Genomic DNA, 21,670 nt, shown 5'->3' with positions numbered 1-21,670 from the left:
CACCTGCCCCTACGCCTGCCCGCGTGTCTACGGCGTCTCGGTGAGCAGCCCGCGGGCCGTCGCCGCGATCGCCTGTGCGTCGATCCCGGCCGCCCGCAGCTGCTCCTCCGGCGACGCGGAGCCGGGCATGGTGCGCACCGCGAGCCGGGCCAGGCGGGGCACCGGGTGGCCGTCGGTGAAGGCGTCCAGCACCGCGTCGCCGAGGCCGCCCTCGGGGTGGTGGTCCTCGACGGTGATGATCCGCCCGGTGACCTCGGCGGCCTCCCGCAGCGTGGGCAGGTCCACCGGCTTGAGGGAGTACAGGTCGATGACCCGGGCGGCCACGCCCTCGCCGGCCAGGGTGTCGGCGGCGGCCAGCGCCTCGTGGACGGTGATGCCCGCGGCCACGATGGTGACCCGGTCCTCGGGCGTCGAACGCAGCGTCTTGCTGCCGCCGATCGGGAAGTCCTCCCCCGGTCCGTAGATGACCGGGCTCTCGCCCCGGGACGTGCGCAGATAGCGGATGCCGCGCGCGCCGGCCATGGCGGCGGTCAGCCGGGCCGCCTGGTTGGCGTCGCACGGGTACAGGACGGTGCTGCCGTGCACCGCGCGGAACGCGGCCAGGTCCTCCAGGCCCATCTGCGACGGCCCGTCCTCGCCGATGGCGACGCCCGCGTGCGACCCGACGAGGTTGAGGTCGGCCCGGCTGACGGCGGCCATCCGCACGAAGTCGTAGGCGCGGCTGAGGAAGGCGGCGAAGGTGGTGGCGTACGGCACCCAGCCGCGTACCTGCATGCCGACCGCGGCGGCCACCATCTGCTGCTCGGCGATGTAGCACTCGAAGTACCGGTCGCCGTGCGCGTCGGCGAAGAAGGCGGCGCGGGTGGAGTCGCCGACCTCGCCGTCCAGCGCGACCACGTCGCCGCGGGCGGCGCCGAGCGCGGCGAGCGCCTCGCCGAACGCGTTGCGGGTGGCGACCGCGTCGCCGACCTTGTAGTCCGGCAGCTCGGGCTCGCCGCCGCCGGACCGCAGCCGCGACTCGGCGTCCCGCGGCCCGTGCACCTGAACGCTCAGGTCGCGGACGCCGCCCAGCTCCTCGATCGCCTCGGCCGCGTCCTTCAGCGGCTTGCCGTGCTTGCCCTCCTGGTCGGCCACGGCCCGTACGCCCTGGCCCTTGCGGGTCCTGGCGATGATCGCGGTGGGCCGGTCGGTGGTGGCCTCCGCCTCGGCGTACGCGCGGTCCACCGCCGCCACGTCGTGGCCGTCCACCTCGATGGTGTGCCAGTCGAAGGCCCGGATGCGGCGCGCGTAGGCGTCCAGGTCCCAGCCGTGCCGGGTGGGTCCGCGCTGGCCGAGCCGGTTCACGTCGATGATCGCGGTGAGGTTGGCCAGCTTCTCGTACCCGGCGTGTTCGAACGCCTCCCACATCGAGCCCTCGGCCATCTCGCTGTCGCCGCACAGCACCCACACCCGGTACGGGACGCGGTCCAGGTCGCGGCCGGCCAGCGCGAGGCCGACGCCGATGGGCAGCCCCTGGCCGAGCGAGCCGGTGGCCACGTCCACCCACGGGATGCGCGGGGTGGGGTGCCCCTCCAGCAGGCTGCCGTTCTTGCGGAAGGTCAGCAGCTGCTCGTCGGTGAGCGCCCCGGCCGCCTTGCCCATCGAGTACACCAGGGGCGAGGCATGGCCCTTGGAGAAGATGAGGTGGTCGTTGCCGGGGTTCTCGGGGTCGGCGAAGTCGTAGCGCAGGTACTCGCTCAGCAGCACCGCGGCCAGGTCGGCCGCGGACATCGAGGAGGTCGGGTGGCCGGAGCCGGCCGCGTCGGCGGCGCGTACGGAGTCGACGCGCAGCTGTTGTCCCAGCTCGCGCAGCCGGTCGTACCGGGCGGTGTCCGCACCCGGGTCGTTCTGCTTGGTCATCAGCTTCCTTCCGCTTTTCGGGACTTTTCCGGCGCGGTCTCGGACGTTTCCTTCGGCGTTTCCTTGGGCGTGTCCTCGGGCGTCCCGTCCGCCGTCCGCTCCCCCTCGCGTCCGTCCACGGGTATCCGGGCCAGTTCGGGCGCCGCCGTGTCCAGCGGCACGGACCAGGAGCGCACCAGGCCGAGCTGCACGCCCTGGCGCGGCAGCGCCGCGTCCAGCAGCCAGTCGGCGGCGACCCGGACGCGGTTGCCGGGCATCGCCATCAGGTGGTAGCCGCGGGTCACCGCGTTGGCGACCGGGCCGGACAGCGGCACGTGCAGCGGGTTGGCGGCGGCCTGCACGCCACCGAGGTCGACCATGAAGCCCAGGTCGTGGTGCTTGTAGGCGCGGGGCTCGCCCTGCCCGTAGGAGGCGGCGACGTTGTGGGCCGCGACCTTGCCCTGGCGCTGTGCGTGCTGGGCGGTCATCGGCGTCACCTGGCCCGGCCGGGTCAGGTCCGGTACGGCGGCGGCGTCGCCGCAGGCGAGCACCTCGGGGTGGCCGGGCACGGCGAGGAACTCGTCCACGCACAGCCGGCCGCGTTCGGTGGGCAGTCCCAGCGACTCCACCAGCGGGTCGGGCCGCACGCCGACGCACCAGATCAGCGAGCGGGTGTCGACCGACGTGCCGTCGTCCAGCAGCACCCCGTCGGAGGTGGCCTCCTTGACAGAGGTCCTGGTACGGATCTCCACGCCGCGCTTGCTCAGCACCCGGTGCGCGGTGCGCGACAGCCGCTCGTCCAGCTCCGGGAGCACCCGGTCGGCGAGGTCCAGCAGGATCCAGCGGGGCTGCGGCTCACCGCGCAGCCCGGCGTTGTGGCGCGCCAGCGACCGGGTGAAGGTCACGCCGTGCGCGGCGACCTCGATGCCGGTGTAGCCCGCGCCGACCACGACGAAGGTGGTGCGCGCGGCCCGTTCGGCGGGGTCCTCGGCGGCGCCCGCCAGCTCGATCTGCCGGGTCATGTGGTCGCGCAGGTACAGCGCTTCGGGCATGCCGCGGAAGCCGTGCGCGTGCTCGGCGACGCCCGGGATGGGCAGCAGCTTGTTCACGCTGCCGACGGTCAGGACGAGGCGGTCGTAGCCCAGCGAGCCGGTGCGCCCCTCCGGGTCGGTGTACTCGACGCGGCGGCCCGCGAGGTCCACGCCGCCGACCTGGCCGAGGACCAGCCGGACGCCGGGCAGCGTGCCGGTCAGCGACACCGACACCCGGCGCGGCTCCAGGATCCCGGCCGAGACCTCGGGCAGCAGCGGCAGGTAGAGGAAGTAGTCGTTGGGGTTGATCAGCACGATCTCAGCGGCGCCGCGGGCCTTCTTGGCGAGCGTGCGGGCGCATTCGTACCCGGCGAAGCCCGCCCCCACGATCACCACGCGCGGCCGCCTCCCGTTACGGGCCTCCGCCACCATCTGCGTCTCCTCTCACCTCGGGGTCCTGCCCTGATCGGCCCGGGTGCCCGCATTCCGCGCGGGTATGTACGCCGTCCGGCCCAGCCGCGCGGTACCGGTCATCGCCCGGACGGCGGGTCCGACGGCGGGTCCGGCGCGGGCAGAAGGTCCCGCGCCGGCCGTTCAGTCCGGCAGCGCGAGCAGGACGCGGCCCGGGGCCCTCGGGTGCTCGACGGCCTCGTGGGCGGCGGCGATGGCGTCGAGCGGATGGACGGCCGCGACGGGATAACGCAGCGCGGCAGCGGCGGCCGCCGCCGTGATGTCCGGTACGGCCAGGCGCACCGCCTCGCGCGGAAAGTCGTCGTAGCCCAGCAGCCGTACGGTCGCGTTCTTGAAGGCCAGCGGCCAGAAGGGCAGCGCGGGGGCGGGGTCGCCGGTCGCGTAGGCGGCGATGGTGCCGCCGGGGGCGAGCAGCCGCGCGTCGAGGTCCGCGTCGGCGTCGAAGGCGACCTCGACGACGCGGTCGGCACCGCGTCCTCCGGTCAGCGCGAGCACGGCGTCCATCACGTCGTCCCCCGCGCTCGCCGCCCGGTCCACCCCCAGCTCCCGCAACTCGCCGAGCTGGTCCGGGCGCGTGACCGTGCCGATCACCAGGGCACCGGCCCGGCGCGCCAGGACGGCCGCCGCGCGGCCGACGCTGCCGAGCGCGCCCGCCACCACCACCGTCCGCCCGGTCATCGGACCGTCCGCGAACAGCGCGCGGTGCGCGGTGATACCGGGGATGCCCAGGCAGGCGCCCTGCTCGGCGGACACGCCCTCGGGCAGGGCGCCGACGCAGCCCTCGGGGACGACCGTGTACTGGGCGGCGGTCCCCTGCGGCCGGTAGCTCTGCGCGTACGAGCACCAGGCGCGGCGGCCCACCCAGGCGGCGGACACCCCGTCACCGACCGCGTCCACCACCCCCGCACCGTCGCTGTGCGGCACGGTCAGCGGGAAATCGGGCGTGGCGGCGCCCAGCCAGACCTGCCGTTTCTTGACGTCCCCGGGATTGATCCCGGAGAACGCCAGCCGGATGCGCAGTTCACCCGGGCCCGGCTCGGGAGTGGGCAGTTCCCCCACCCGGAACACCTTTCGCGCCGGGCCCCTTTTCTCGTACCAAGCGGCGCGCATACGAGGCACGATACGGCGTCCGCCGTCGGCGTGGACAACCCCCGACGCGCGCAATACGTTCAATGGCACTGGCACCGCACGACGTTCCCGGGGGTGCGCGGTGAAGACCGAGGTCATCGAGAAAGACGATCAGTACGTACTGAATCACTGCACGAAATACCTCGCCAGGGAGAGCCGGGACGCGCGCCATGATTTCGGGCAGTACGCGCCCGGTGACGACCGCGCGGCGATCTGCGAGGCGTGGCGCTTCCCGGTCGTGGACGCGCACTGGGACGGGGTGTCGGCGGCCGCCTCGTATCCGTACAACGACGTCACGTTCGTCTACGACGGCCGCCGCGCCGCCCCTGCCTCGGTGGCCGTACTGGGCACGTTCGGGCCGCTGCACGCGCCGGTCCCCTTGCGTCCGCTGGTCTTCGCGGGCGAGCCGACCGGCTTCTGGGCCGTCACCGTGCGGGTGCCCAAGGGGCAGGTGCACACATACAAGTTCGCGGTGGACGGGGCGTATGTGCTCGACCCGGTCAACCCGCAGCGCGCCGTGCTGGACAACGGCGAGCCGTGGTCCCGCTTCTTCACCGACGCCTGCACCGTGCCGCTGACGCTCAGCCGCACCGAGCGCGAACTGCTCGGCCGGCTGGTGCGCCATCTGCTGCCCTTCCGGCTCGACGAGAACCGGCGCTTCATCCGCGGGGTGTACGAGTCGCTGGACCGCGCGAGCCGGGACGAGGAATTCCCGCTGGCCTACCAACTGGACGACGAGGTGGGCACGGTCAACTACATCGACAAGCTGATCGCCCGCCAGGAACAGCACAACGCCGATGATTACCACACCTGCCTCAAAATCATCGGGGAAATCCTGCGGTCACGGTTCGGCGGGCTCGATCCGGCGACCGCGCCCCCGGAGATGTTCGCGGATCTCTACCGGCAGATGGAAACCGAGAAGGTGGACGGCTGGGACTACTCCCGCTACGGAAGTCCGCGGTACTTCCTGCTGCTCCTGCGCCGGCATGCGATGACCGGCGCGTTCGTGCACCCGAAACACGGCGGGAATTCCGGCGCGGCGGGCTGGATGTATCTGGAGAGCCGGTTCCGGGACGCGCGGGACGCCACGCTCTTCGACTGGCGGCGGGCGCTGGAGTCCCCGCTGGGCCACAACACCGACTACCGCGGCTGAGCGGGGGGACGGCATGGACGGGGAGAGTGCCACGGTCGTCGTCATCGGCAGTGGCGCGGGCGGCGCACCGCTCACCCACACACTGGTACGGGCCGGCCACCGGGTGGTCGTCCTGGAGAAGGGGCCGCTGCTGCGCACCCAGGCGCAGAGCCCCGGCGGCCTGTCGGACTTCAAGCGGGACGAGTGCTTCGCCACCGGCTCGGAGAAGCGCATCACCGTCCAGGGCGTGGCCAACACCGGCGAGCCGTTCTTCTCCAGCCATGTGGAGCCGGACCTGAACGACGAGCCGCACGTCTACCGCGACAGCGACGGCCGGGACCGCGTCACCATCGAGGGCTACACGGCCCAAGTGGTCGGCGGCGGAACGCAGTTGTACGGCGGGGTGTCGCCCCGCTTCACCCCCGAGGACCTGCGGCTGGCCACCCTGAACGCGTCGCGGGGCGACCTGCGCGACGACCCGGGCGGCGAGGTGCGCCGGGAGGCCCGCGACTGGCCGCTGGACTACGCCGCGCTGGAGCCGTACTACACGAAGGCCGAGGAACTGGTCGGCATCAACGGGACCTGGGAGGGCCAGGCCAAGATCCCGTCCCAGGACCGCTACCAGCCGCCGCTCGACCCCAACCCGATCAGCGCGTACGCCGCCGCCGGGATGGACGCGCTCGGGATGCGCCGCTACCGCACCCCGCTCGCGGTCATCACCCGCGACCACGCACCCAGCGGCCGTACGGTGCCCGCCGACGCCGACAGCATCAAGACGGCGTTCGTCAACCGCTACGGCGACCCGCTGGGCCTGAAGTCCAACGTCTGGGTGTCGCTGCTGGCGCCGCTGCGCGAGGTGAACGGCAGCGGCGGCCTGGACCTGCGGGCCAACTGCACCGTCACCCACCTGGAGGCGGACGGCCCGCGTGTGACGAAGGTCCACTACCGCGACCCGGGCGGCCGGCCCCGTACGATCGCCGCCGGGACCGTCGTCGTGGCCTGCTCGGCGATCGAGTCCGTACGGCTGCTCCAGCTCTCCGGCCTGCTGGACCAGGCCTTCGACAAGCGGGTCAACGCCAACGGTCTGCTGGGCCGCTACTTCCTGACGCACTGCTTCGGCGGCGCCCAGTGCATCGTCCCCGAGCGCGCCGACAAGTCCAGGACGCTGGACTCGGACTGGGCCACCGACCACTGCGCGCGCCCCGAGTGGTTCCGCGCCCAGGGACTGTGGGCAGGTGGCGTGATCTACAACAACACCTCCGACGGCGCCCTGCCCATCTCGCTCGCCCGCACCTGGCACGCGATGGACATGGACAACATGTGGAAGGGCTACCTCTACGACACCGGCCTGGTCGGCAACGGCTTCGAGGACTACCTGGAGGACAGCTTCGGGCGGCGCCTGTCGGTGGCGTTCATGGCCAACCAGGTGCCGCAGCGGGAGAACCGCATCGAGCTGCACCCGAGCGTGACCGACAAGTGGGGCCGCCCGGTCGCGTACATCATCAAGACCTGGCACCCGCACGACCGGGCGCTGATGGACACCCTCGCCGAGCAGTGCCGGCAGATCCTGGTGCGCGGCGGTGACGTGCGCGACGTCAGCGCGGGGTCGGTGGGCGGTTCGGTGGTACGGATCGCCAACCACGTGCTGGGCGGCGCCCGGTTCGGCACCGACGCCGCGGACTCCGTCCTCGACCCCGACTGCCGGGCCTGGAACTTCGACAACCTCTACGTCACCGACGGGGCGTTCATGCCGACCTCGGGCAGCGCCAACCCGACGCTGACCATCGAGGCGAACTCCTTCCGCGTCGGCGACGTGCTGCTGGACCGGCTCGGGAGGGCGTGACATGGACAGCCGCTTCGACGAGGTCTTCACCCACCCCGAGAACGAGATCTTCCGCGTCGTCTTCTACCCCGACCGCATCTACCACGCCCGCTACCTCAACGCGACCCGCTCCTCGCGCTACCGCTACTACGTCGCCGAGGTACGCGGTTCCGCCGACGGCACCGCCATCAAGGGCGACGTCTTCCTCGGCGGCACCAAACTCTGCCCGATGCTGCGCATCGAGTATTCCGGCATCCGCCTCGTGGAGCAGGCCAGGGAGTTCAACCGGCGCCTGGGGCCGCGGACGAAGGCGTGGCTGAAGGTCACCGGCGAGGACCCCGCGGACTCCGCCGAGGCCATCGTCACCCTGCACTGGGACCCGGTGATCGGCGCGTACGCGGCGGAGATCTGGGAAACGCTGGAGCCGCCGGACGGCACCGCCCACGACCACCGGGTGCTGCCGCTGATGGGCCGCAACGCGCCCATCACCCGGGTGCCGCAGCTGTCCCCGCTGCTCGGCTCGGTGACCGAGGTGGCGATGGCGTTCCGCGAGGACGGCGTGCTGTACCCGACGGGCCAGCGGCTGGGCAACCCGCAGTGGGACAACGCCTACCTCCGTTCCCACCAGGAACCACGCACCCAGGAGCCCAGCGACCCCCGCAACACCGTCGCGGACAGCAACTACCTGCTCGACTTCCGGCGCGGCTTCTTCATCCCCGACGCGTCGCAGATCCAGCCGGTCAACTACCGCAACGCCATGACCGACGAGGGCAATCCGGAGCGCCGGGAGGACAACATCGTGCAGATGCGCTGGCTGTTCCAGCGCGAACTCGGCAGCGACCTGGTGTTCTTCCACGAGGTGACGGTGCCGCCCGGCGCGGTGGAGGGCACCCACCGGCACATCGGCTCGGAGGAGCTGTACTACGTCGTCTCCGGCACCGGCACCGCGTACATGAGCGACGGCGACGACCCGACGACCGCCGCCTATCCGCTGGTCGAGCGGCCGGTCTTCGGCGTCGGCCCGGTCAAGTGCCGGGAGCTGCCGGTCAAGCCGGGCAGCGTCCTCTACACCAAGAGCGGCGGCGTGCACGGCATCCGCAACCCCGGTACCGAGCCGCTGAAGTTCGTCGCGTTCCTCTACCACACCACCTGAGGCGGTCCCGCGATGCCCAAGATCGTGCACACCGACTCGGTCTTCCGCGTCGACCCGGTCAAGCCCCCGGACTACGCGGAGGCCAACCCGCTGCTGAAGCTGCTGGGCCTGGTCGAGCGCACCCGGTTCGCCGCCGAGCGCGAGCACTACGAACCCGCCTCGCTCCAGCACCTGTTCCCGCTGCGCACGCTCCAGCTGTACGGGCCCACCTCGCCCGACCAGGACCAGCTCGCCCCGGAGCAGCAGGACAACAAGAACGACTTCCAGAAGCAGAACGTCCGCGACTTCACCCTGGCCGACACCCGGGCGGTACGCGGCTGGGCCGAGATCGGCGACTGGCGCGGCCCGTTCCTCCAGCTGTCCTACCGGGGCGGCCCGGACTCGGCGCTGTGGCGCGAGGCGGGCCGGCTCGGCGACGCCATCGGCTGCGTGCTCTCCGTCCAGGGCAGCCGCCCGCTACCGGTCCGTGTGCCGTACGACGAGGAAACCGACTTCTACACCATCGAACTGTGGGGCCGGGTCGGCGACGGCCTCCGCGACCTGCTGGGCCCACGTGGCCGGTCGGCCCTGGACGCCGGGCTGCTCCAACCCCGCCCGGACATCGTCACCGGCCTGGGCCAGGACTTCCACCGCGACCAGATGACCAACCAGGACCTGCGCCTGGTCGCCCCGCGGCACGCCATGCACCCCGTACTCCCCTGCTACATCGACCTGCGCTGGACCGCGAGCCCCGACGGCGCCGGCTCGGCCGACCCGCCCTCCGGATCCGTACGCCTGGGCTTCGAGATGAGGATCCGCGGCTGGGACAACTACCTCGGTGTCGGCACCAGCGCCAACCCGCACGGCGGCGTCGGCTTCCTCGAATACCGCACGCTCTTCAGCGAGTACGGCCGCTGGGCGGGCAGCGACGACCTGCGGCGCACCCTGGAGCCGTACAACCTCGACGCGTTCGGCCGCAAGGGCCACGCGAGCGGCGACGTGGAGCCCTTCCTCGCCGTCACGTACATGGACCTGCACGTCCTGGACCCGGCCTGCGGCATCGGCCTGCACCGGCACCGGGACAACCAGGAGGTCTTCCTGATGCTGGAGGGCGACGGGCTGATGGTGATCGGCGACTGGGCCGACTCCGGCAGCCGGGTCCGCTCCTTCGAGGTCCGCCGGCTGCCCGCCGGGCACCTCGCCCTCCTCAAGGGCGGCAACCTGCACGGGCTGATGAACCCGGCGGACCAGCGGGCGTCCCTCTTCATGTTCGGCGGTTACGACTGATGGCCGCTCCCCGCGCGAACCCCGTGCCCGGCGACCCGTACCGGCTCGGCGCCCACTGGGACGGCTCCGGCACATCCTTCGCCGTGTACTCCTCGGCGGGCGCGTACGGCGGCTCCGTCGAGCTGTGCCTGCTCGACGCGGGCGGTGAACGGCGGGTCCCGATGGCGGTGGACTGCGACATCTGGCACACGTACGTACCGGACGTGCGGCCGGGCCAGGGCTACGGCTACCGCGCGCACGGCCCGTACGCACCCGAACGGGGCCTGCGCTTCGACCCGTCCCGGCTGCTGCTCGACCCGTACGCGAAGATCCTGAAGCCGACGGGCCCCCGGACCCTCCTGCCCCTGGTCGCCGACACGGCGTACGACTGGGGCGACGACCGGCCGCCGCGCCACCCCTGGTCGCGGACGATCCTGTACGAGACACACGTCAAGGGCCTGACGGCTCGTCACCCCGACGTCCCGCCGACGCTACGGGGCACCTACGCCGGCCTGGCACACCCCGCCATGACCGGACACCTGACGCGCCTGGGCGTCACCGCGGTCGAGTTGATGCCTGTACACCAATTCCTCTCCGAACCGTTTCTCCTCGACCGCAACCTGACCAACTACTGGGGCTACGCCACCATCGGCTTCTTCGCGCCGCACGCCGCGTACAGCTCGACGGGCCACGAGGGCGGCCAGATCACCGATTTCCGGCACATGGTCAAGGCCCTCCACTCCGCCGGCATCGAAGTCATCCTCGACGTCGTCTACAACCACACCGCCGAGGGCCCGCCGGGCGACCCGACGCTGTGCTTCCGCGGCCTGGCCAACGAGATCTACTACCGGCTGGACCCCGCCGACCCGTCCCGCTACCTCGACACCACCGGCACCCGCAACACCCTCAACGCCGGCCGCCCCGAGGTACTGCGACTGATCATGGACTCGCTGCGCTACTGGGTCACCGAGATGCACGTGGACGGTTTCCGCTTCGACCTCGCCGCGACCCTGGCCCGCCAGTACGGCTACGTCGACCGCCTCGCCGCCTTCTTCGACCTGCTCTACCAGGACCCGGTCGTGAGCCGCGTCAAACTGATCGCCGAACCCTGGGACGTGGGCGCGCCCGACAGCTACCAGGTGGGCCGCTTCCCGCCCGGCTGGAACGAGTGGAACGACCGCTACCGGGACACCGTGCGCGACTTCTGGCGGGGCCGCCCAGCCGTCGCCGACCTGGCGAGCCGGATCGCCGGATCCTCCGACCTGTACGCCCCCGAACGGCGCGGCCCCGACGCCTCCATCAACTTCGTCACCTGCCACGACGGCATGACGCTGACGGACCTGGTGACGTACGCGCGCAAGCACAACGAGGCCAACGGCGAGAACAACCGGGACGGCACGGACGACAACCGCTCGGCCAACTACGGCGTCGAGGGCCCCACATCCGACCCCGCCATCGTCTCCGTCCGCGAACGCCAGCGCCGCAACCTCCTCGCCACACTGCTCCTGTCCCAGGGCTGTACGATGCTGTACGGCGGCGACGAACTCGGCCGTACGCAAGGCGGCAACAACAACGCGTACTGCCAGGACAACGGCACGAGTTGGTACGACTGGTCGTCCCCCACCCCCCTCACCGACTTCGTGAGCCGAGCCGTAGCCCTCCAGCGCGCACACCCGGTACTCCAGCGCACCACCTTCCTGACCGGCTCCGGCGACCCACCCGACATCGCCTGGTACGACCGCGACGGCCGCCCGATGAGTGTGTCCCGCTGGCAGGATCCGGCGACCCGCTTCCTGGCCTTCCTGCTGGCCGGAAACCACACCCTGGAACCGGGCACCGACGTCCTCGCACTGCTCAACTCCGGCGCGGACGCGGTGGCTTTCCCGGTGCCGGGGCGGTCCGGTGCGGTGTACGAGGTGGTGCTGGACACCACGGCGGCGGACGGCGCGCCGACGGCGTCGGCCACGCTGAAGGCGGGGGACGTGTGCACGGTGCCGGCTCGTACGGTACTGGTGGCCACCGCTTAGGGGCGGGCGGTTGACGGCCCTCGTAACCCTCGTAAAGTGCCTGCGACACCACTCCACCGCAGGCCAGGGAGACCGGAAATGCCCGCCACCAGACGACCGTTGCAACCCCTGCCGCTCGCGGCTACCGTGCTCACCGGCACGGTAGCGCTCTACATGGCACTCGTCGCGTTCGGCAACATCACCGACTTCGGCACCAACCAGGCGTTCGTGCAGCATGTCCTGGCTATGGACACCACGTTCAAGGACCCGGACCTGATGTGGCGCTCCATAGAATCGCCCACCCTCCAGAACATCGCCTACGTCCTGATCATTGTGTGGGAGACGGTGGCGGCGGTGCTGCTGATCGGGGGGACGGTGCTGTGGGCGCGGGAGGTGCGCGGGGGCGCCGGATATGCGGGGCCACGACGCTTGAGCACCATCGGCCTGCTGATGGTGCTGCTGCTTTTCGGCGCCGGGTTCATGGCGGTCGGCGGGGAGTGGTTCGCGATGTGGCAGTCGAAGAGCTGGAACGGGTTGGATGCGGCGGCGCGGAATGTGGTGCTGGCGGGGGTGGCGTTGGTGGTGGTGCAGCTTCGCGGTGCCGACGAAAGGTAGCGCCCGGCACTGTAAGGCACAGCCCTCTACTGCCCTCTTCCGAATGGTGTGCGGAGCCCTTGCACCGGGTCGCCGTTCACGTCATGCCCGACGCGCCAGTCCGATCCACCGGTCGTCCTGGAACTCCGCGGGAATCTCATCCTCGTCCGGATCGATCCCACGGCTTTCCAGTTCGGCGAACCAGTCGTCGCGCCGCGATGCGGGAAGCCGCCGCCCGCACCACGGGCAAAACCCGATCCTGACCTTGGCGCTGCCGCCATCATGGATGATCAACCCGTATTCCTGGAACTTGGGGATGAACAGGACCAGCGCATCCGGGCAATCGAAGGCGGAGGAGTGTTCATCGCAGGACCAGTTGACCTGGCTCCTCATCATCGCGCAGCAGTGCTCGGTCATTGCTGTCCTCTTCCTTGCATCGGGAGTCGGGTCCCGGCCCGGCCGCCCTGCCCCCACGCCAGGAGACAGTGAAGCGCCGAGTCGGGCTCCGGCCTGATGCCGGAACCCGACTCGGACAGACCTGCACGGGCAACCGGCCGATTCTAGCCCGCTACGGCTTCGATGAAATACTCGTAGCCGTCCGGATCGAATGTCTCTCCTGTGAGCCTCCTCAGAGAATCCAGCTGCTTCTCGTTCAAGGGATACACGTGAACGAACCTTTCGCCCGGGACACCCACCAGATCGGCGGCAGCCGACAGGCCGATATGCGTAACATCCATCTGCCGCTCCGGGAAATCGGAGTCCTTCCGGCATTCAGTAACGATGATCTTCACTTCTCCACCTTGCCATGCTGGAGGCCCCATTCGTAGATGAGCCCCTCCGGGCCCTTCCACCCCTTAGGCCTCCACCGCCCTGGACGGGCGTCTTCGGCTTGGCCTTTCGCGCCTTGGGGAAGGCGGAGAGTTCACCCGGAATATCCGTAGGACCGGGATCGGTCTAGGATCGCCGAGCCGTAGGTCGCGACCGTATCCGCGAAGTCACCGGCCTTGTCCTCCACGGCCCCCGGACCTTCAGTGCCGGCAGCGCAACCTTGCGCCCCTGAACCGCCTCGACCGACGCCACTGCCCAGCCTGCGTGTCGATCCGTTCGGTCTGCCCGGCCTGTTCGCTCTGTTCCATCCGTATGTTCCGTCCGCTTCCGTTGCCGCGGTACGAACGTTCTCACCACTCCACGCGATAACCGGTCAGCCACTCATCCGCCCCGTCTCCCCCACGTTCGATACTGCGCGGCAGCATCACATCGCGCACCAGCCGCCGTACCGTCCCCGGCGCCGACCGGCGGGCCATCCGTGCGCTGTGGGCCACGACCCGCTCCACGCGGGTGCGGCGGAGTTCCTCGTACGCGGTGAAGGCCCGGCGGGGTTCGTGCTGGTCGCGCAGGCACTTGGCCAGGGTTATGGCGTCCTCGATGGCCATCGAGGCGCCTTGTGCGGCGTTGGGCGCGGCCGCGTGGGCCGCGTCGCCGATGATCACCATGGTGTCGGAGTACCACTGCGGGGTGACGGCCAGGTCGTAGGCGTGCGAGGCGACGATGTGCTCGCCGGTGGCGCGTACGACGGCGGCGGCCGGGGTGTGGTCGCCGTCGAGGAGTGTGGCGGCGCGGTGCCGCCACTGGTCGGGCGTGACGGCGGCCAGGTCCTGCCGCGACCGCTCGGGGCCCGGCGCGTTGGTGAACCACCACACCTCGCCGTCCGGCGCCGCCGTACAGCCGAAGAAGGCCCGCCGGCCATAGATCATGGTGTAGGTGTCGGGCGCGGACGGCGGTTTGATGTCGCGGGTGTAGCCGCAGACGGTGTTCTGGCCGGTGTAGCGGGGGCGGGGCGCCGCCGGGTCGATCAGCTTGCGGACGACCGAGTGGATGCCGTCCGCGCCGATCACGAAGTCGCCCTCGGCGCGGCTGCCGTCGGAGAACGAGGCCACCACCCGGCGGTCGCTGACGGTCTCGGCGGCGACGAGCCGTTTCCCGTGCCGTACCGGAATTCCGCGCCGGCGCGCCTCCTCGTGCAGCACCCGGTAGAGGGTGGCGCGGGTGAGCGTACGCGGGCCCATCGCCGTCTCGTCGGCCGTACCCGCGAGGGCGCGCTCACCGAGCCGCTTGCCTGTGCTGCTGAGGAACTCCACCCGCTCGGCGGGGAAGGAGTTGGCCACGACCGGGCCGTGCGCGCCGATGACACGCAGCGCCTCCAGCCCGTTGGCGAACACGACGAGGAAGGCCCCCACGTCGTCGGCGCCGGTCTCGTACGCCTCGAAGACCTCCGCGTCGATGCCCGCCTTCTGCAGAGCCATCGCGGTCACCGCTCCCGCGATCCCACCACCGATGATCAGGGCGTTGGTCATGGCGCTCCCCAGGTGAGTCACCGTACGGCGGTACGCGGAGGCGTGCCGCCACTGTCCACGATGCCGGTGGCGCCCGACGGGGGCCAGACCCTGGGTGAGGGCCGATATGTGTTGTACGCGGCTGCCCGGTAGGAGATTTCCCGGGCAGCCGCCGCGGGGCTCAGGCTCCCGTGGTCATGGCCTCGCCCCGCGCCCGCGCCGCCTGCCTCCACGGGCAGGTGGTACGGAGATCAGTGACCGGTATCGCGCCCGACGAGGGCGGGACGAGTCCGGTCGTCCGACTCGTCGAAGGTGGTCGCGCAGTGGCCGCCGGCCTGCGCCACCCGCTGCTGGAGCGCGCTTCGCAGGGCGCTGTCATGGGCGAGCCGGCCCCAGGAATGCACCAGACAGATCACCGGCCGGATGCGCACCTCCCGGTTCATGAGCTCCAGGAGAGCGCCGAACCGGGGGCGGACCGCGTTGATGGCATCGTCGCCACGATCGACCCATTGGCCGGCGACCTGCCAGCCGCGTCGGGCGGCATAGGTGCGGCAGCCGTCGAGGCGCATGTCGAGGATGGCGTGGGAGCGGGTGGCGTTGCGGTCGTAGAGGAAGGCGAGGGGAGACGGCGTGGGGCGGTTCATGCCGCACTCCCTGCGGCGGGGTTCAGCGGATACGCGATGTGCCGGGTGGGGCCATCCTTGTCCTTTCCTGTGCCGTGGATGCGGCCCCGGTCGGTGATGTGCATGCCGTATTCGATGAGCCGACCGCTGAGCGGGTTGCGTACGCTCAACCCCGACGGACCGGTCCCAGTGATGGAGAACCACCTCGCTGCCGTACGACGTGCGGCGAGTGTGGCGAGCACGTTGGTCATACTCCGATCTCAGCCGACCGGGCACGTCCTGGGGATATGACAACATGCGACATGGAGTCGATCATGCGCGGAGTGACGGTCACGGGCACGCGTGAGACCAGTCATCGAAATCCGACCTGGTATGCCGATCTCTTCACCTCCTACCTGGGCCCCTTCGCCACTGACGAAGCTCACTTCTACGTGGGCGGCGCAACGGGGATCGACAGTCTGGCCGTGCTGTGGCTGGCTGGAAATACAAAGTCAGGTATCACTGTCGTCGTCCCCGGGACCATAGCCGAGCAGCCGGCCGATGCTCGACAGGCGATCGGGCAGTCCCGGGATCGGCTGACATCGGTGGTCGAACTCGCCGCTGCCTCGCTGCAGACGTCGGCATATCACGCACGAAACCGGTGGATGGTCGACCGTAGTGAGCTGGTGATCGGTTTTCCTCTGGAGGGCACCGGCGCTTCCGGTACCTGGTACACGATCAACTACGCGGCTGAACAGTCAAAACCACGGTTGGTCGTGCCGGTGTAGCGGGCAAGATGGCCCCATGAACGCGCAATGCCGACTTGGCGCGGCCACGTTGAAGAGGCTGCGGCTGTCCCGTGGCTGGTCTTTGGCGGGCACCGCCCGGGCGATTCTCGCTGCCGCGGATGACCTGGGACAGACGGTCGGCACGAGTGTGGCCAGTGTGCAGCGGTCCGTCGCCCGGTGGGAAAGCGCGAAGCCGACTCTGCCCGGTGATCGGTATCAGCTTCTCCTGGCGCATCTCTACGGCCGCGACACCACCGGGGAGTACAGCCTGGGCCCCGGCAGCGACTTCACCGAGCTCATGGATGCTTTGGCGCGTCTTGGGGCCGGCTCGATCCAACTCGATCAGCTGCGCGCTCTGATGGTGCGCCTTGCCACCGATGCCGGCGGGGGCTTCGTCCTGCTCGGTCCGGCGATCCGGCCGCTGATAACGCAGGCGATGACCAACCCGTCCTCAGTGTCCGAGGTGCTTCTGGAAGGGCTGGACGGCACCGTGGCGACTGTCGACGCGCAGATCGGCTCCGTGCCGTTTGTACGGTTGCGGATCCTGCTGGACCCTGTGGTCCACGCCTGCGACCGGCTCATCGGTACGGGTGCCCAACGTGAACACTGTCGGCTGTCTTCCGTGGCCGCGCGGGCCTACACCCTGGCGGCGCGCCTGGCCTTCGAGACTCGGGACGACACAGCCGCGCATGCCCTGTACGAGGCAGCCACACGTTCGGCGGCTCACCTGCCGAAGTGGCGCCGTTCGGTGGTCCACATGAGCCGTGCCCTGGTGTCCCTGTACTCCTCGTCCGGTCCGGCCGTGGCAAGTCGCCTGATCGAAGCGGCGGTACGCGACGCCCGGGCCGGGGAGAGCGGCCTCACGCGGGCGCGGGCGCACGCTCTGCAGGCGGAGATGGCAGCCCGGGCCGGGTTGGACCGGCCGACACGTACAGCTCTCTCGCTGGCCTGGTACGACACCGATCGCGACCACTCCGGTGATCCGTCGGCGTCGAGCTTCTCGGCTGATCACCTGCGTGGTTTCGAAGGAGTGTGCCAGCTGTTCGTAGGAGAACCCACGGCGGCGCACGACTACTTCGAGGGCGCGGCCGCCGCGCTGAGGGCACCACGCGAACAGGTGCAGAGGACGATCGTCACGACCGATCAGGCACTCGCGCGGATCCGGATGAACGCTCCGCGCGAAGCTGCCGATCTGTTGCACGGGTGCATCGACACTGCGGACTCCACGGGCAGCCGAGTGGCCCGGCTGCGCCTGCGGATTGCCCGGGAAGGACTGCGGCCCTGGCATAGCGAGTCCTGGGTGAGGGATCTCGACGATCACATGATCAGTGCCATGTGAAACAGCCTGCTGGGCCGGACCGAACCCCGGGCCCGACCCCCCACACCTCACCCCGTCACATAAACATCCTCCACATACCGCCCACCCGCCGTGAGCTCCCGCAGCCAGGCCTCGGACTCCTCCTCCGTGGCGCCGGTGCGGGCCGCGTACAGCTCGCGGAAGGCCGCCCGTACGCCCGGGGCCATCCGGTTGCCGTCGCCGCAGACGTACACCCGCGCGCCCGCGTCCAGCAGCGCCCCCACCTCCTCTGCCTCCGCGGCGATGCGGTGCTGGACGTAGCGGCAGTCGTTGACCGGGCGGGCGCTGAACGCGGGGCGCAGGGACACGGCGCCGGCTGCCTCGGCCGCCCGCAGCTCGTCGGCGTGGAGGTAATCGGCATCCGGGTCGTCGCAGCCGAAGTAGAGCAGCGCGGGCGCCGGTTCGCCGTTCGGAAGAGCGGACAGGCGGTCGGCGACCGTGCCCCGGAAGGGGGCCAGGCCGGTACCGGCGGCGATCAGGATGACCGGGGCCGGGTCGGCCGGGTCGAGGCGGAAGGCTTCTCGGCAGGGCTGGATGCGGGCCAGGACCGTGTCGCCGGGCCGCAGTGTGTGCAGGTGGGTCGAACCGGTGCCGCCGGGGAGCAGGGAGACCATCAGGTCGGCGTGCCGGGGGTCGGCGGCGGGTGAGGAGGAGAGGGAGTAGTGGCGGATGCGCAGGGCCGGGAGGAGGTCGAGGAGTACCGGCCAGGGCAGTGCGCCGCGCAGGGCCGGGTGTTCCTCGATGAGTTCCAGGGTGGTGCGCGGGTCGTCCTCGGGGATTGCCTGGAGGGCGGCGCGCTCGGGCGGGCAGGGGTTGTGGTCGGCGAGCACCGCCCGTTGTGCAGCGGTCGGGCGGGCGTTCAGTTCCAGGTGCCGGGTGAGGAGCTGACGTACCGTGAGCGGGCGGTCGACGGGGAGGGTGTCCCGTGCGGCACGGCCCGCGCCCGCGCGGATGTCGAGGGTGGCGTCCAGGGATACGCCCAGTACCTGCGCCGCGCGCTCGACCGCCGCTGTGCCGTTGGCCGGGAGTACGGCCAGGTGGTCGGCCGTGCGGTAGGTGACGCCTTCGGGGAGAGCGAGGCGCAGGAAGCGCTTGACGCGCGGGTAGCCGGGGGCGGTGAGGTCGTACGCCTCGGTGACGGTCATCGGCTGGAGGCCGTGGCGGGCGGCGAGCGTGTCCAGCGGGCCGCCGGTGACCTCGCGGACGGTGTAGGACGTGTTCGCCGCGTCGGCTGCCGGGCTCGCGCCGATGCTCGCCGGATCGCCGTAGCGCACCATCAGCTCGGTGCGCAGGGCGGCCGTGAACGCCTTGACGGCGCCGTTCAGGTCGCCGGACGCGTCGGCCTCGCCGCGCGGGAGGAGCCGCTCGGCGCCGAGGGCGGCGAGGCGTTCGTCGAGCAGGGTCGGTACGCGCTGGTAGGTGGCGGCCCAGTTGCGGTCGCCGACGCCGAGGACGGCGTACGGGACGCCTTCGGCCCGGGCGTCGGCACCGGAAAGCCACTCGACGAAGCGCGCCGCGTCGTCGGTCGGCCGGCCGTTGTAGGAGGCGGTGACGATCACGACGGGGCGGTCCGTGGGGAGGGCGCCGGTCGCGGCGTCCAGCGGGGCCACCTCGGTGGTGAAGCCGAGGCCGGTGGCCTCGTCGGCGATGCGTTCGGCGAAGTCGCGGCAGGTGCCGTAGTTGGTGCCGTGGAGGAGGAGCAGGGCGGTGTCCTGGCGGGCCCGGGTGGGCAGGCCGTCGGCCGTGCCGGGCTCCGTGCCGTCCGGCTCCGCGGTCCCGCCGGGCAGTACGGCCAGCGCGGCGCGTACGGCCGCTCGGTCGGCGGGGGTGCGCCGGGCGAGGGTAAGGGTGAAGTTGTCCGGCTTGAGGGTCAGGGTTTCCTTGACGGTCAGCTGGTAGTCCGCGTGGTCGATGAGGCGGTAGCGGTGTACCAGCATGGCGAGCAGCATCGTCGCCTCGTGCAGCGCGAACTGCCGCCCGATGCAGGCCCGTTCACCCGTACCGAACGGCTTGTACGCGTGCGGGGAGCGGGCCGCCTCGGCCTCCGGCGCGAACCGGGTGGGGTCGAACAGCTCCGGGTTGTCGCCCCAGACGGGGTCGCGGTGCAGCATCGGGGTGAGGACGGTGACCAGCTGGCCCGCCTTCACCGGGACACGGCCGCCGAGCAGGGTGTCCGTACGGGCCTGGCGGCTGAAGGCGGCGGCGGTGGGCCACAGGCGCAGCGCCTCGTTGAGGACCTGGCGGGTGAAGGGCAGCCGGCCGATGTCCTCGAAGGACGGGTCCGGGTCGGTCTCGTCGCCCCACAGCTCGTCCGCCTCGCGCTGTGCCATGCGCAGCGCGGCCGGGTCCTTGAGCAGGTGGTACAGGGCGAAGGACAGCGCGCCGGAGGTCGTCTCGTGGCCCGCGATGAGGAAGGTGATGACCTGGTTGCGGATGTTGGCGAGGTCGAGCGTGGTGCCGTCGGCGGGGTGGGTGGCGCCGAGCATCAGGCCCAGGAGGTCGTCGCCCGCCGCCTCGTCCGGGGCGCCGCCCGTGCCCGTACGGGAGGCGATGACCTCGTCCACGACCGAGGCGAGGTAGTCCGCGTCGGCCCGGAAGGCGGCGTCCTGCTCGCTGTAGTCGCCGTCCGGCTTCCGGCCGAGGCGCTTCATGCTCCACTCCAGGCAGCGCACCATCGCCTCGACGAAGGGGTGCATGGTCGCGCGGGAGAACGACTCGAAGTCGAAGCCGAAGCCCGCCAGACCGATGGTGTCCAGCGTCATGCGGGTCATGTCGTCCGGCACGTCGACGGGCGTGCCGTCGGCGGCGCGCCGGTCCCAGCTGCCGATCACCCGGCGGGCGACCTTCAGCATCGCGGGGTGGTACGTGCGCATCGAGCCGAGCGCGAAGGCCGGCATGAGGATGTCGTGCGCCTTGGCCCAGTTCGGTTCGTCGTTGTACGCGGTGAACAGGCCGTCGCCGGCGAACTCGCGGACGTTCTCCAGGGCGATGGAGACGCCCTTGGCGAAGCGGTCCTCGTCGGCCAGTTCGGTGACCAGGTCGAGTGAGGACACGAACACCGCCTCATGGCCGTGCAGCCGCCGCCGGTACACCGGGCCGTGCTCGCGGGCCAGGGCCATGGCCTGCTGGAGGGGGGTGCTGGTGAGGCCGGTGGCCGACAGGTCGACGACCGGCACCTCCTCGGACGGGCGCACCTCGGCGCCGGCTGCTGCGAACGGGATCGTGTCGGTCATGACTCAAGCGTGACCCGCTCCGGGTACCCTGCGACGCCGGGTAACTGCATGATTGTGCAGTGGTTTGTGGCTGTCCGCTCTTGCGGCCGGACCGGAGAAGGGGCAATGGACGACGCGACGGCGGACGGCTCGGTGAGCCCGTGGCGCAACTACTTCCTGATCCTGCTGGACCGCATCCCCGTGCCGATCGCGGTGTGCAAGGCGGACGGCGAGGTGCTGATCGCCAATCCCGCGATGGCGGCCGAGTGGGGCGCCGCGCCCGGACAGCTGCGCGGCCGCAATCTGCTGGACCTCCTCCGGCCCCGCTCCCAGGCGCAGATAGACCGCGTGATCGACGCGCTGCGGGCGGGCCGCAGGTCCCGGTACCCGGTGGAGGTCCGGTGGCGGGCCGGCGGGGACGGCGCCGAGCGGGAGGGCGAGCTGACGGTCGATCCGGTCGGCGACCCGTCGGAGACCCCGCCCGCCCTGCTGGCACTGCTCCGCGTCCACGAGGAGCCGCCGCCCGGCCCGGCCCGGGACCGTGAGGCGGCCAGCCCGGTCGAGACCCGTATTCTCGCGCTGGCCGCCTCCGGCGCCACCACCGCCGCCATCGGCAGCCACCTCGGCCTGACCGTCGACGGCGTCAACTACCACCTCACCCGGCTCGCCCGCCGCTGGCGCGTCCAGGGCCGTACCGCCCTGGTGGCCAAGGCGTATGTGCTGGGGGTGCTGGCTCCTGGCGTCTGGCCGCCGGCGGCTCCGGGAGCGGCCGACGAGGGGCCGAGGAGGCCGCGGGACGGGGCGCCCGAGGTTCCGTCCGCCTCCGGCTGCTCCCTTCGCAAAGATCCATGATTCCGCCCGAAACACCCCTGTCCGCCCACCCGGGAGGCGAGTAGCGTCTTGCGCCCTTCTTCCGTA

18 protein-coding genes and 1 pseudogene are annotated in these 21,670 nt (G+C 71.3%); 9 read left to right on the top strand and 10 right to left on the bottom strand.

Going from position 1 to position 21,670, the window contains the following annotated elements:
* Nucleotides 1-27: 27 nt before the first annotated feature.
* From IH45_RS0123565 to IH45_RS0123555, 3 genes are all read right to left on the bottom strand, one after another.
* A complete protein-coding gene (locus tag IH45_RS0123565) occupies nt 28-1,899 on the bottom strand; it encodes a transketolase (protein ID WP_050515108.1) in 1,872 nt (623 codons plus the stop codon).
* Nucleotides 1,899-3,341: an NAD(P)/FAD-dependent oxidoreductase gene (locus IH45_RS0123560; protein WP_078897733.1), complete on the bottom strand. Its 1,443-nt coding sequence runs from the start codon at nt 3,339-3,341 to the stop codon at nt 1,899-1,901. The genes IH45_RS0123565 and IH45_RS0123560 overlap by 1 nt, the downstream gene beginning before the upstream one ends.
* A gap of 162 nt (nt 3,342-3,503) precedes the next feature.
* Nucleotides 3,504-4,490 (bottom strand): NADPH:quinone reductase, encoded by a 987-nt coding sequence (locus tag IH45_RS0123555; RefSeq protein ID WP_030671824.1) that lies wholly within the window; start codon nt 4,488-4,490, stop codon nt 3,504-3,506.
* Nucleotides 4,491-4,590: 100 nt separating this feature from the next.
* On the opposite strand from IH45_RS0123555, the gene IH45_RS0123550 reads away from it, so the two are divergent.
* From IH45_RS0123550 to IH45_RS0123525, 6 genes are all read left to right on the top strand, one after another.
* A complete protein-coding gene (locus IH45_RS0123550; RefSeq protein WP_030671821.1) occupies nt 4,591-5,661 on the top strand; it encodes an early set domain-containing protein in 1,071 nt (356 codons plus the stop codon).
* A gap of 13 nt (nt 5,662-5,674) precedes the next feature.
* The gene (locus IH45_RS0123545; RefSeq protein ID WP_030671818.1) at nt 5,675-7,483 is read left to right on the top strand and encodes a GMC oxidoreductase; all 1,809 of its coding nucleotides are present in this window, start codon (nt 5,675-5,677) and stop codon (nt 7,481-7,483) included.
* Between the two features lies 1 nt (nt 7,484).
* Nucleotides 7,485-8,615, top strand: coding sequence for a cupin domain-containing protein (locus IH45_RS0123540; protein ID WP_030671816.1), 1,131 nt, complete (start codon nt 7,485-7,487; stop codon nt 8,613-8,615).
* 12 nt (nt 8,616-8,627) lie between these two features.
* On the top strand, nt 8,628-9,881 hold the full coding sequence (locus IH45_RS0123535) for a cupin domain-containing protein (RefSeq protein WP_030671813.1): 1,254 nt from the start codon (nt 8,628-8,630) through the stop codon (nt 9,879-9,881).
* Nucleotides 9,881-11,887 (top strand): glycogen debranching protein GlgX, encoded by a 2,007-nt coding sequence (gene glgX, locus IH45_RS0123530; RefSeq protein WP_030671811.1) that lies wholly within the window; start codon nt 9,881-9,883, stop codon nt 11,885-11,887. The genes IH45_RS0123535 and glgX overlap by 1 nt, the downstream gene beginning before the upstream one ends.
* 78 nt (nt 11,888-11,965) lie before the next feature.
* Nucleotides 11,966-12,481, top strand: coding sequence for a DUF2165 domain-containing protein (locus IH45_RS0123525; protein ID WP_030671808.1), 516 nt, complete (start codon nt 11,966-11,968; stop codon nt 12,479-12,481).
* Between the two features lie 81 nt (nt 12,482-12,562).
* Here IH45_RS0123525 and IH45_RS0123520 read toward each other — a convergent pair whose 3' ends face one another.
* From IH45_RS0123520 to IH45_RS1000000148885, 6 genes and pseudogenes are all read right to left on the bottom strand, one after another.
* Entirely contained in the window at nt 12,563-12,877 is a 315-nt protein-coding gene (locus IH45_RS0123520; protein ID WP_030671806.1) for a DUF6980 family protein, read from the bottom strand.
* A gap of 143 nt (nt 12,878-13,020) precedes the next feature.
* Nucleotides 13,021-13,251, bottom strand: a complete 231-nt coding sequence (locus IH45_RS0123515) for a DUF7683 domain-containing protein (RefSeq protein ID WP_030671803.1) — start codon at nt 13,249-13,251, stop codon at nt 13,021-13,023.
* Nucleotides 13,248-13,330, bottom strand: a pseudogene (locus IH45_RS1000000151070) (colicin E3/pyocin S6 family cytotoxin); the annotation flags it as partial. The pseudogene IH45_RS1000000151070 and the gene IH45_RS0123515, both read right to left, overlap by 4 nt.
* 308 nt (nt 13,331-13,638) lie before the next feature.
* A complete protein-coding gene (locus IH45_RS0123510; protein WP_030671796.1) occupies nt 13,639-14,814 on the bottom strand; it encodes an FAD-dependent monooxygenase in 1,176 nt (391 codons plus the stop codon).
* A gap of 230 nt (nt 14,815-15,044) precedes the next feature.
* Nucleotides 15,045-15,437, bottom strand: a complete 393-nt coding sequence (locus tag IH45_RS0123505; RefSeq protein ID WP_032918165.1) for a recombinase family protein — start codon at nt 15,435-15,437, stop codon at nt 15,045-15,047.
* Entirely contained in the window at nt 15,434-15,667 is a 234-nt protein-coding gene (locus IH45_RS1000000148885) for a hypothetical protein (RefSeq protein ID WP_158813241.1), read from the bottom strand. The genes IH45_RS0123505 and IH45_RS1000000148885 overlap by 4 nt, the downstream gene beginning before the upstream one ends.
* A gap of 51 nt (nt 15,668-15,718) precedes the next feature.
* Here IH45_RS1000000148885 and IH45_RS0123495 point away from each other — a divergent pair, with 51 nt between their 5' ends.
* Together IH45_RS0123495 and IH45_RS0123490 are read left to right on the top strand one after the other, a co-directional pair.
* Complete coding sequence (locus tag IH45_RS0123495; protein WP_030671791.1) at nt 15,719-16,183, top strand: DNA-processing protein DprA; 465 nt, start codon at nt 15,719-15,721, stop codon at nt 16,181-16,183.
* A 16-nt stretch (nt 16,184-16,199) separates the two neighbouring features.
* Nucleotides 16,200-17,522, top strand: a complete 1,323-nt coding sequence (locus IH45_RS0123490; RefSeq protein WP_030671785.1) for a hypothetical protein — start codon at nt 16,200-16,202, stop codon at nt 17,520-17,522.
* A gap of 47 nt (nt 17,523-17,569) precedes the next feature.
* Here the strand turns inward: IH45_RS0123490 and IH45_RS0123485 are convergent, their stop codons facing one another.
* Nucleotides 17,570-20,773: a bifunctional cytochrome P450/NADPH--P450 reductase gene (locus tag IH45_RS0123485; protein ID WP_030671782.1), complete on the bottom strand. Its 3,204-nt coding sequence runs from the start codon at nt 20,771-20,773 to the stop codon at nt 17,570-17,572.
* A 105-nt stretch (nt 20,774-20,878) separates the two neighbouring features.
* Here IH45_RS0123485 and IH45_RS0123480 point away from each other — a divergent pair, with 105 nt between their 5' ends.
* Nucleotides 20,879-21,604 carry a helix-turn-helix transcriptional regulator gene (locus IH45_RS0123480; RefSeq protein ID WP_078897732.1) on the top strand — a complete coding sequence of 242 codons (726 nt, stop codon included), beginning with the start codon at nt 20,879-20,881 and terminating at the stop codon, nt 21,602-21,604.
* The last annotated feature ends 66 nt before the right edge of the window (nt 21,605-21,670 follow it).

This window comes from Streptomyces rimosus subsp. rimosus, from assembly GCF_000720725.1.
GTDB classification, from domain to species: domain Bacteria; phylum Actinomycetota; class Actinomycetes; order Streptomycetales; family Streptomycetaceae; genus Streptomyces; species Streptomyces rimosus_A.
The sequence above is the reverse complement of the archived record's forward strand: the minus strand, read 5'-3'. Positions and strand labels throughout refer to the sequence as shown.